The sequence below is a fragment of the Glycomyces luteolus genome, from assembly GCF_027622875.1.
Lineage (GTDB): Bacteria > Actinomycetota > Actinomycetes > Mycobacteriales > Micromonosporaceae > Glycomyces > Glycomyces luteolus.
This window is the reverse complement of sequence record NZ_JAPZVP010000002.1, coordinates 127,150-137,969: the sequence shown is the minus strand read 5'-3', so window position 1 is coordinate 137,969 and position 10,820 is coordinate 127,150. Positions and strand designations below refer to the sequence as shown.

Annotated in this window: 6 protein-coding genes; 1 reads left to right on the top strand and 5 read right to left on the bottom strand. The window is 70.1% G+C overall.

Annotation, left to right across the window (positions count from 1 at the left end; genetic code table 11):
• Positions 1 to 63: 63 nt before the first annotated feature.
• From O1R50_RS02615 to O1R50_RS02595, 5 genes are all read right to left on the bottom strand, one after another.
• A complete protein-coding gene (locus tag O1R50_RS02615) occupies positions 64 to 1,233 on the bottom strand; it encodes a glycosyltransferase family 4 protein (RefSeq protein ID WP_270108299.1) in 1,170 nt (389 codons plus the stop codon).
• A gap of 259 nt (positions 1,234 to 1,492) precedes the next feature.
• Positions 1,493 to 4,243: a type I DNA topoisomerase gene (topA, locus tag O1R50_RS02610; protein ID WP_408612581.1), complete on the bottom strand. Its 2,751-nt coding sequence runs from the start codon at positions 4,241 to 4,243 to the stop codon at positions 1,493 to 1,495.
• Between the two features lie 187 nt (positions 4,244 to 4,430).
• A complete protein-coding gene (locus tag O1R50_RS02605; RefSeq protein ID WP_270108297.1) occupies positions 4,431 to 6,755 on the bottom strand; it encodes a sodium-translocating pyrophosphatase in 2,325 nt (774 codons plus the stop codon).
• 224 nt (positions 6,756 to 6,979) lie between these two features.
• Positions 6,980 to 7,453: an ATP-binding protein gene (locus O1R50_RS02600; RefSeq protein ID WP_270108296.1), complete on the bottom strand. Its 474-nt coding sequence runs from the start codon at positions 7,451 to 7,453 to the stop codon at positions 6,980 to 6,982.
• 41 nt (positions 7,454 to 7,494) lie between these two features.
• The gene (locus O1R50_RS02595; RefSeq protein ID WP_270108295.1) at positions 7,495 to 7,854 is read right to left on the bottom strand and encodes an STAS domain-containing protein; all 360 of its coding nucleotides are present in this window, start codon (positions 7,852 to 7,854) and stop codon (positions 7,495 to 7,497) included.
• A 174-nt stretch (positions 7,855 to 8,028) separates the two neighbouring features.
• On the opposite strand from O1R50_RS02595, the gene O1R50_RS02590 reads away from it, so the two are divergent.
• Positions 8,029 to 10,350, top strand: a complete 2,322-nt coding sequence (locus O1R50_RS02590) for a DEAD/DEAH box helicase (protein WP_270108294.1) — start codon at positions 8,029 to 8,031, stop codon at positions 10,348 to 10,350.
• Positions 10,351 to 10,820 lie beyond the last annotated feature (470 nt).

Genomic DNA, 10,820 nt, shown 5'->3' with positions numbered 1-10,820 from the left:
CCCCCCCCCCCGCGCCGCCGCGCCCGGGCGGGCGCCGGGCGGGCCCGCGCGTCGCGGCCGGTGTCAGGCCCGGGCCTTGAGGAGCTTCTCGAAGAGCTGCACGTGGAGGCCGACGACCTCGGCGGGCTCGAAGCGCTTGGCGGTGGCCATGCCGTTGTCGGCGAGCCGGCGGCGCAGCTCGGGGTCGGACATGAGGAGGCGGAGCGCGTCGGCGAGCTCCTTCGGCTTCTGCGGTTCGACGAGGAGGCCGTTGACCCCGGATTCGATGATCTCGATCGGGCCGTGCTTGACGGCGCTGCACACCACCGGGAGCCCGGCGGCCATGGCCTCGACGATGACGAGCCCGAACGGCTCGAAGCGCGAGGGGATCGCGGCGATGGAGGCCTTCTGCCATTCGGCGTCGAGCGGGGTGACGGGCCCGGGCAGGTTGACGCGGCCCTTGAGCTCGTGGTCGTTGATGAGGCCCTGGAGCTTCTTCTTGTCGCGGCCGCGGCCGAAGATCGTGACCTTCCACTCCGGGAACTCGTCGGCGACCTGCGCGAAGGCCTTGATGAGGATGTCGAAGCCCTTCATCCCGGTGAGGCGCCCCGCGGTCATGATGTGCGGCTCGGTCAGCTCGGAGGGGGCCATGGTGCTGGCCGGGATCGAGTTGGGGATGCACGTGATCTTGTCGACGATCTCGGGGAACGCCTCGCGGTAGGCGTTCGCGTCGGCCTCGGTGATGGTGACGATCGCGTCCATCTTCGGGTAGTCCCGGCTGATGTGCTTGCGCACCACCGGCCGGTAGGTCTCGAGGTACATGTGCTCCTGGGCGACCATCGCGTACCGCTCGGGCCTGCCGTAGGCGGCCATGTACACGTTCACCGACACCTGGGTGCCCACCGCGATGTCGGTGTCGAGGCGCTTGAGGTACTTCTTGACCCGCATGTCGAGGAGCTTCGAGGACTCGCCCTGGTTGTTGACTTTGTCGGCGTCGAGGAACGAGGGGCGCTTGGACTGCCAGCGCTCGAGCGGGGAAAGGCGGTCGCCGCCGTCGGCGGGCTTTCTCACATCCCAGAGGTTGACCACATTGATGCGCGGGTCGATGGCGAAGTCGGACTTCGCCTTGTGCCGCACGAACGAGGCGATGGTCACGTCATGGCCCAGGTCGACGAGGGCTTCAGCGGTATTGAGAGTGGTCTTGATGGTGCCGCCGATACCCCAGATGTTCCGGACCAGAAATGTGATTCGCATGAATTCGAAACTCGCTTTCGAAGAATTGCCGTCTTCAGCCACAACGGACAGACGGTGCTCGACGCCGAGTCCGGTCCGCATTGCCTTGACGCGCGAGCGACCGCTTCGGGTTGCATCTACGCGGAATTTAGTTTACGAAGGGCTGAACCCTAGGGGGACACGCCGAGCCCGGGCGTGGCCGGAGGCATGCTGCCGTCAGATAAGCCACAAAACAGGGCAAACCACCGGTCACCGCTTCATCGCGGGACCGGCCCGTCGGCTATTCGGGGGCGGCTTTCTTCGCCGTCTTCTTGGCGGTCTTCTTCGCCGCCGCCTTCTTCACCGTCTTCTTCGCCGCGGTCTTCTTCGCGGCGGTCTTCTTCACCGCTTTCTTGGCCGCTTTCTTCGCGGTCTTCTTCGCCGGGACGGCGCCCGAGGACACCTTCTCCCGCCGCTCGGCGAGGAGCTCGGCGGCCCGGTCGATGGTGAGGTCCTCGATCGAGTCGGTCTTGCGGATCGACGCGTTCGTCTCGCCGTCGGTCACGTACGGGCCGAAGCGGCCGTCCTTGAGCGTGACCTCCTTGCCCGTCACGGGATCGGGGCCGAGCTCCTTGAGGAGGGTCTGGGCGCGCTGCTGGCGACCGCGGGTCTTCGGCTGCGCGAGCAGCTTCTCGGCCTCCTCCAACGTGAGGGTGAACAGCTGCTCCTCGTTCTCGAGGGACCGGAAGTCGCGGTTCTTCTTCACGTACGGGCCGTGCGGGCCGAGGCCGGTGCGGATCTCCTCGCCCTCGGCGTCCTTCCCGACCAGGCGCGGCAGCGTCAGCAGCTTCACCGCGTCCTCGAGCGTGACCTCCGAGAGCTTCTGGCCGGTGAGCAGCGACGAGGACTTCTCACCGCTGGTCACGTACGGCCCGTACCGGCCGGTCTTGGCGAGCACCGGCTCCCCCGTCTCGGGGTGCGTGCCGAGCTCGCCCTCGTTCTCGGCCAGCTCGAACAGCTCCTGCCCCTTCTCGGGGGTCAGCTCGTCGGGCGCCATGGACTCGGGGATCGACGGGCGCTTGCCCGGCTCGCCCGGCTCCTCCTGCCCCGGCGTGGCCCGCTCCAGATAGGGCCCGTACCGGCCGACGCGCGCGACCACCTTGCGGCCCTTGTCGTCGGTGTACAGCGGGATCGAGTTGACCTCGCGGGCGTCGATCTTCGCGAGCTCCTCCTCGATCATGTGCCGGAGCCCGCCCGAGGCGGCGACGGTGCCCTCTTTGTCCTGCCCGCCGAAGTAGAACTTGCGGAGGAACTCCTCGCGCGACTCCTGCCCGGCGGCGACCTCGTCGAGCTCGTTCTCCATGCCCGCGGTGAAGTCGTAGTCGACCAGGCGAGGGAAGTGCCGCTCCATGAGGCCGATGACGGCGAACGCGCGGAAGGCCGGCACGAGCGCCTGGCCCTTCTTGAACACGTACTCGCGGTCCTGGATGGTCTGCATGATCGACGCGTACGTCGACGGCCGCCCGATCCCCCGCTCCTCCAGGGCCTTCACGAGGCTCGCCTCGGTGTAGCGGGCCGGCGGCTGCGTAGTGTGCCCGGCGGCCTCGAGGCCGCGCTCGGCGAGGTGCTGGCGCTCGGTCAGCTCGGGCAGGCGCTTCTCGGCGTCGTCGGCGTCGCCGTCCTCGATGGACTCGACGTAGGCGAGCAGGAAGCCCGGGTTGGTGATGGTCTTGCCGGAGGCGCCGAAGTCGGCTTCCTCCCCGGACTCGGTCGTCGCGCGGGCCCGCACCGACGTCGAGTTCCCGGTGGCGTCGACCATCTGCGAGGCGAGCGTGCGCCGCCAGATCAGCTCGTACAGCCGGTACTCCTCGGCGGAGAGCTGGCCCTTGAGCTGGTTCGGGGTCTTGAAGCGGTCGCCGGAGGGCCGGATGGCCTCGTGCGCCTCCTGCGCGTTCTTCACCTTCCGCGAGTACCGGCGCGGCTCGGACGGCACGTACTGCGCGCCGTACAGCTCGGCGGCCTGGGCGCGCGCGGCGTTGATCGCGGTGTTCGACAGGTTCGTCGAGTCGGTCCGCATATACGTGATGTGGCCGTTCTCGTAGAGCCGCTGGGCGACCCGCATGACCTGCGCGCTCGAGAGGCGGAGCTTCCGCCCGGCCTCCTGCTGCAGCGTCGAGGTGATGAACGGCGCGTACGGCTTGCGCCGGTACGGCTTCTTCTCCACCTTCAAGACGGTGAAGTCGCGGCCCTCGAGCCGCTGCGCCAGACCCCGCGCCCCGGCCTCGTCGAGGTGCACCACATTGCCCTTGACCTGGCCGGTCGCCGAATCGAAGTCCTTGCCGGAGGCGACCCGGTCGCCGTCCACGGCGATCAGCGTCGCCTTGAACTGCTGTCCGTCATCCGTGGCGAGGTTCGCCGAGACGTCCCAGTAGTCGGCGGCGCGGAACGCCATGCGCGCCCGCTCCCGCTCCACGACCAGCCGCGTCGCCACGGACTGGACGCGCCCGGCCGACAGCCGCGGCATGACCTTCTTCCACAGGACCGGGCTCACCTCGTACCCGTAGAGCCGGTCGAGGATGCGCCGCCCCTCCTGGGCGTCGACGAGGTCCTGGTTGAGCTCGCGCGGGTTCGCGGCGGCCTCGGCGATGGCCTGCGGCGTGATCTCGTGGAAGACCATCCGCTTGACCGGCACCTTCGGCTTCAGGGTCTCGAGCAGGTGCCAGGCGATGGCCTCCCCCTCGCGGTCCTCATCGGTGGCGAGGAAGAGCTCGTCGACCTCCGCGAGGTAGCCCTTCAGCTTCTTCACGTGCGCGGACCGGTCCGGGTTCACGATGTAGAGCGGCGCGAAGTCGTTGTCGACGTCCACTCCCAGCCGCGACCAGGCCTTGTCCTTGTACTTGGCCGGGATCTCCTTCGCGCTGCGCGGAAGGTCCCGGATGTGCCCGAGCGAGGAGTCGACGATGTAGCCGGGTCCGAGATAGGAGGCGATCGTCTTGGCCTTCGCCGGGGACTCCACGATGACAAGGCGCTTGATGTCCGCCACTGCTCCCACCGTTCACTCGGAAAATGCACTCGATTCGTTACGGTAGCTCACGCTTCCGCATTGCGTCCCCTGAGTATGGGTGTGCCCCGGTCCGATCGACCGGGGCACACGCGGGGCAATCCCGGATTCAGCGTCGCGTGTTCACGGCCCGCGAGCGCCGCCGAGGCTGCTCGCGGGCTGAACCCGCGCTCAGCGGCTAGCCGACGTTGACCGACTCACGCTGCTCCGGAGTATGGGCTTCCCCCGCCTCCACCACCGCGGAACGGCGCTTGGAGACGAGGATCGCGCCGACCAGGACGACGACGGCGACCGCGGTGATGATCCAGCGGACGGGCCCGTCGGCGTGCTCGCCGACACCGTCGACGGTGTAGACCACCACGACCGGCGCGATGATGAGGCTCACCAGGTTCATGACCTTGAGGAGCGGGTTGATGGCCGGGCCCGCGGTGTCCTTGAACGGGTCGCCGACGGTGTCGCCGATGACGGCCGCGGCGTGGGCCTCGGAGCCCTTGCCGCCGTGCGCGCCGTCCTCGACGTCCTTCTTCGCGTTGTCCCACGCGCCGCCGGAGTTCGCGAGCATGACGGCCATGAGCACGCCGCACGCGATCGCGCCCGCGAGGTAGGCGGCGAGCGGGCCGACGCCGAGGCCGAAGCCGACCGCGATGGGCGCGGTGATGGCCAGCAGGCCCGGGGTCACCAGCTCGCGCTGGGCGTCGCGGGTGCAGATGTCGACGACGCGGCCGTACTCGGGCCGCTGCGTGCCCTCCATGATCCCGGGGAAGCGCGCGAACTGGTCGCGGACCTCGTTGACGACGGCGCCGGCGGAGCGGGCGACGGCGTTGATGGCGAGGCCGGAGAACAGGAACACGACGGAGGCGCCGATGATGAAGCCCACGATGTTGGCCGGGTCGGCGATGTTGAGCGCGCCGAGGAGCGCTTCGCCCATGAGGCCTTCGGCGGCCACCGCGTCGGTGTAGGAGCCGAACAGGGCGGTCGCTGCCAGGACCGCGGTCGCGATCGCGATGCCCTTGGTGATGGCCTTGGTGGTGTTGCCGACGGCGTCGAGGTCGGTGAGCGTCTGCGCCGCGTCGCCTTCGACGTCGCCGGACATCTCGGCGATGCCCTGGGCGTTGTCGCTGATGGGCCCGAAGGTGTCCATGGCGACGATGACGCCGACGGTGGTGAGCAGGCCGCAGCCGGCGAGTGCGACCGCGAAGAGGCTGACGAGGATCTCGCCGCCGCCGAGCAGGTACGCGCCGAGGACGGCGGCCGCGATGCACAGCGCGGTGTAGACGGCCGATTCCAGGCCGAGCGAGAAGCCCGACAGGATGTTGGTGGCCGCGCCGGTGCGCGTCGAGGCCGAGACGGCCTTGGTGGGCTTGTAGCGGGTGTCGGTGTAGTAGCCGGTCAGCGCCATGATGACGGCGGCCAGGGCGATGCCGATGACGACCGCGACGATAGCGAAGACCTGCGGGTTGACCGGGATGCCGGAGTCGCTGAAGCCGGTGCCGAGCGAGGCCCAGTCGGACGGGACGTACCAGAGCACCGCGGCCACGGTGAGGAGCGCGGAGATGACCGCCGAGAGGTAGAACGCCCGGTTGATGGCCGTCAGCCCCGAGGCGTCGGAGGCCCGCATGCGGGTGATGACGACGCCGATGATGGCGCAGACGATGCCGACCGAGGCGACGAGCAGCGGCAGGACCAGGCCGGTCTCGCCGAACGCGGCGCGGCCGAGGATGAGGCTCGCGACGAGGACGACGGCGTAGGACTCGAAGAGGTCGGCGGCCATGCCGGCGCAGTCGCCGACGTTGTCGCCCACGTTGTCGGCGATGGTCGCCGGGTTGCGCGGGTCGTCTTCGGGGATGCCCTGCTCGACCTTGCCGACGAGGTCGGCGCCGACGTCGGCGGCCTTGGTGAAGATGCCGCCGCCGACGCGCATGAACATGGCGAGGAGGGCGGCGCCGAAGCCGAAGCCCTCCAGGACCACGGGCGCGTCGCCGTTGTAGACGAACACCACGACCGAGGCGCCGAGCAGGCCGAGGCCGACGGTGAGGAACCCGACCACGCCGCCGGTGCGGAAGGCAAGGTGCATCGCGGTGGTGGGCTGCCCGTCGCGGGCGGCGGCCGCGACGCGCACGTTCGCGCGCGTGGCCATGTTCATGCCGGCCCAGCCGATGAACGAGCTGAACAGCGCGCCGACGATGAAGAACACGCTGCGTCCGATGCGGACGTCCGTGCCTCCTTCGGCGGGGAGCAGGAACAGCAGGACCACGGCGATGACGACGAAGACCCCGAGCGCGCGGAACTGGCGCCGCAGGTACGCCGAGGCGCCCTCTTGGACGGCGCCGGAGATTTCGCGCATCTTGTCGGTGCCGGTGCCGGCCGCGAGGATGCTCTTGACGAGGGCCGCGGCGCCTCCGAGGGCGACCAGCGCGAGCGCGGCGGCGACCACGACGAGGCTCAGGTTCGAGCCCGCGAGCTGACCTACGCTCTCGTCGCCATTGGCGAGCAACGTATGCATGTAGTTCCTCCAAGCAGTACACAGTCATGGCTCGCAAGCTTCGCCATGCGGTCCCGCGGGGCACCGCGGGACCGGTATCGCAAACACGTAAAGGGCCGCGGGACGGGTAGGACGGCGCGGCCGGGCCGGACCTGCGGCCCGGCAGACTTAACGTGCGGAGTGTAACGATGTGAGGGCTTTGCGAGTGGGGACGGTCACGCCTGATGGCGGGCGTGCTCAAAGCCTCAGTGGTCGGTCGCGGAACCTGATCCGGGCAGCGGCCAGGACATGCTGACGGTAGTGCCGCCGTTCCCGTCGGGACCGGTCACGACCAGGTCTTCGACCAGTCCGCCCAGGACGATGAGGGTGATCTCCTCGGAGAGGGTGTCCTCTTCGATCGCGTCGTGATCGTTCGCTCGCGCATCGCCGCCGCCGACGCCCGCGCCGATCCGGCCGCTCGAGCGCGCGCGCAGATCCTGCGCGTTATCCGTGATTTTCGCAATAAAACGATCACCGATCGAAAACTCCACGCGCACGAGGTCTTCGAGGCCCCGGTCCCGGTGCCGCAGTACCGCGCGCGTGCACGCTTCGCCGACCGCCTGCCGGACTTCGTCGAGCAGTCCCGTGGCGACCCCGGCGTGCGCGGCCACATCGGCGGCCACCAGCCGGGCGGCGCGGACGTAGGCGGCGGCGGGTGTGAACGCGAACCGGACGGTCACCGCCTCGGTCCGTCCCCCAGCGCGGTCGTGCTTGGAGCCGTTCACTCGCTGGGCACCGCTTCCCGGACATCGAGCACCTTGTCGAGGCCGGTGAGGTCCAGGAGCTTCCTGATGCGCGGGTTCGCGCAGACGACGAGCAGGCTCCCGCCCGAGTCGGAGAGGCGGCGGCGGGCCCCGATGAGCACGCCCAGGCCGGTCGAATCGCAGAACTCGGTCGGCGTCAGGTCGATCGCGACCCGCATGCGGCCCTCGGAGGAGAGTTGGCGGACGGCCTCGCGCAGCTGCGGCGCGGTGTACATGTCGATCTCGCCGCTCACGCTGATGACCGCGTATTCGCCGACCTCGGAGAGGCTGAGCCCCAGCTCGGGCTCGGCCGCGCCGTCGCCTGATGTTCCCCTCACGCCGTCTCTCCCCTCTCTCGGCACGTGGCGGCGCGGCTGCGCCTGGTAAGCAATGTGTCTTGGCCCATAAGCGTACTGCGTTCCCAGTGAAGAGGAGCCGGGAGCGTATGACCGAAATGCGGGCGCGTCTTCGCCGGCGCCGGTCGTGTCGGCGGGCTGCGGCATCATTGGGCGGTGCCCGTCGACCAGCTCATAGCCGCCCTCGAATCGGACGAGGGCGGCCTCCGCCACCTGCGCCGCCTCCCGCCGCGCGCCGCGGTGCGCACCGAGTGGCCCGAGTGGGTGCCCGACGCGGTCCGCGATGCGCTGGGCGACACCGGGATCACCCGCCCCTGGCCCCATCAGGCCGAGGCCGCCACCCACGCCTTCGAAGGCCGCGACGTCGTCGTGTCCACGGGCACCGCCTCCGGCAAAAGCCTCGCCTACCTCCTCCCGCTCCTCACCGAGGCCGCCGGGGACGGCGAGGGCCGCACGCTCTACCTGGCTCCCACGAAGGCCCTGGCCGCCGACCAGGCGCGGGCGGTGGGCGAATTCGAGGTCCCCGGGCTGATCCCGGCGATCGTCGACGGCGACACGCCGTTCGAGCACCGCCAGTGGGCGCAGCGGTTCGCGAACCTGGTCCTCTCCAACCCCGACCTGCTCCACCACTCGCTGCTCCCCCGCCACCGCATGTGGCGCTCGCTCCTCAAGAACCTCAAGTACGTCGTGGTCGACGAATGCCACGTCTACCGGGGCGTCTTCGGCGCGCACGTCGCCCTCACCCTGCGGCGGCTGCTCCGCCTCGCCGAGCACTACGGCGCGAACCCGACGGTGATCGCGGCCAGCGCGACCGCGGCGGACCCGGCCGCGTCCCTGTCGGTCCTCACCGGACGTCCGGCGGTGGCGGTCACGGAGGACTTCTCGCCGCATCCGGGGGCGACGGTGGCCCTGTGGGAGCCCGTCACGTACGAGATCGAGGGCGAGCCGCAGCAGGCGTCCACGTTGAGCGAGACGGCGCGGATGCTGGCGCAGCTGACGCGCCGCGGCGTGCGCACCCTCGCGTTCGTCCCGTCCCGCCGCGGCGCGGAGATCGTTGCGGCGGAGGCGAAGTCCCGCCTCGGCTCGGACCCGGCGGCGGACCGCATCGCCGCGTACCGCGCCGGGTACCTGCGCGAGCACCGCCGCGATCTCGAGTCGGACTTGCGCGAGGGCAAGCTCCTCGGAGTCGCCACGACGAACGCCCTCGAGCTCGGCATCGACGTGACGGGTCTGGACGCGGTGCTGCTCTGCGGCTATCCGGGCCGGCTGGCGAGCTTCTGGCAGCAGATCGGCCGGGCGGGCCGGGGGGACACCGAGGCGCTCGCGGTGATGCTCGCGAAGGACGATCCGCTGGACACGTTCCTGGTGCACCACCCGGAGGCGATCTTCGACCGTCCTGTCGAAGCGAGCGTCTGCGACCCGTCGAACCCCTATGTCCTGGCGGGGCACCTGTGCCTGGCGGCGGAGGAGCTCCCCCTCAAGGACGCCGACCTGGACGCGATCCCGGGCAGCCGCGAAGTGGCGGAACAGCTCTGCGAGCAGAAGCTCCTGCGCCGGCGGCCCGGGGGCCGCTACTACTGGATCGGTTCGGAGCGCCCGGAGGTCACCCTCCGCGGTTCGGGCCCGATGGGCGTCGACATCGCGGAGACGAAGACGGGCCGCCTGATCGGCACGATCGACGCGGCGGCCTCGCATCGCCTGGTGCACAAGGGCGCCCTGTACCTGCACCAGGGCGAGTCGTACCTTGTGGACGACCTCGATCTCGAGGACGGCCTGGCCCTGGTCCACGCCGCGAAGCCGCCGTGGATGACGAGCGCGCAGGAGATCACGCACCTGGAGGTCCTCGCGGAGCGCGAGCGCCTGGAGATGGGCGACGTCCGGCTCTGCCTCGGAGAGGTGGAGGTGACGTCCAACGTCATCTCCTACCAGCGGCGCAGGCTGCCCTCCGGCGAGGTGATCGACACCCAGCCGCTCGACCTGCCGCCTCAGACGCTGCGCACCGTGGCGGTCTGGTGGACGGTGGAACCTGAAGCGCTGGAAGGCATCCCGGACCTCGCGGGTTCGCTGCACGCCGCCGAGCACGCCTCGATCGGGCTGCTCCCGCTGATCGCGACCTGCGACCGGTGGGACATCGGCGGCCTGTCGACCGCGGCGCACATGGACACCGAGCTGCCGACGGTGTTCGTCTACGACGGCCACCCGGGCGGCGCGGGTTTCGCCGAGCAGGCCTTCCGCAAGTGGACGGACTGGTTGGGCGCCACCAGGGATGCGATCGAAAGCTGCGAATGCCGCTTCGGCTGCCCGAGCTGCATCCAGAGCCCCAAGTGCGGCAACGGCAACGAGCCCTTGCACAAGAAGGGGTCGATCGCGATCCTGAGCCTGCTCCTCAAAGCGGGGGAAGGCCCGGTCACGTCGACGGTCCGCACCGCCGGCCCGGTCGCCAAGCAGGAAGACGACCTCTGGCCAGGCGATTTCTAGCCGCGCGGACGGAAATCCACAGAGTTATCCACAGGCTGGAAACTCTTGGTTGCCGACCGAATGCGGGAGGTGACAGGGTTGATGCATGCGTCAAACGAACCGCGCCACCAGCACCGAAGCCGCCATCCTCGCCACGGTCCACAAGGCCGCGGTCAGTGCGAATGCCGTTGCGCGGAAAGTTATCCACAGGCGGAAACTTTCTGTTGCAGTATGACTACGGACTGTGTCAGCCTTGGTGCAAAAACGCTATCTGGCCTTGCGGGATGGCGGCGATACCAAGGGAATCGCGAACGTCGCCATACCGAGACCGCGCGCGGCACACCAGCCGCGCGCGGTCCCCGCACGGGCCGCCCCTCCTCCATGGAGGAACAGCAGCGGGGGGGCGGCCCGCCCCCCCCGCCCCCCCCCCCCCCCCCCCCCGCCCCGGCCCCCCCCCCCCCCCCCCCGGCGGGGGGGCGCGGGGGGGGGGG

Coding starts and splice junctions, on each gene's coding strand:
- O1R50_RS02615 (WP_270108299.1), bottom strand. CDS start 1,233: ATGCGAATCACATTTCTGGTCCGGAACATCTGGGGTATCGGCGGCACC.
- O1R50_RS02605 (WP_270108297.1), bottom strand. CDS start 6,755: ATGCATACGTTGCTCGCCAATGGCGACGAGAGCGTAGGTCAGCTCGCG.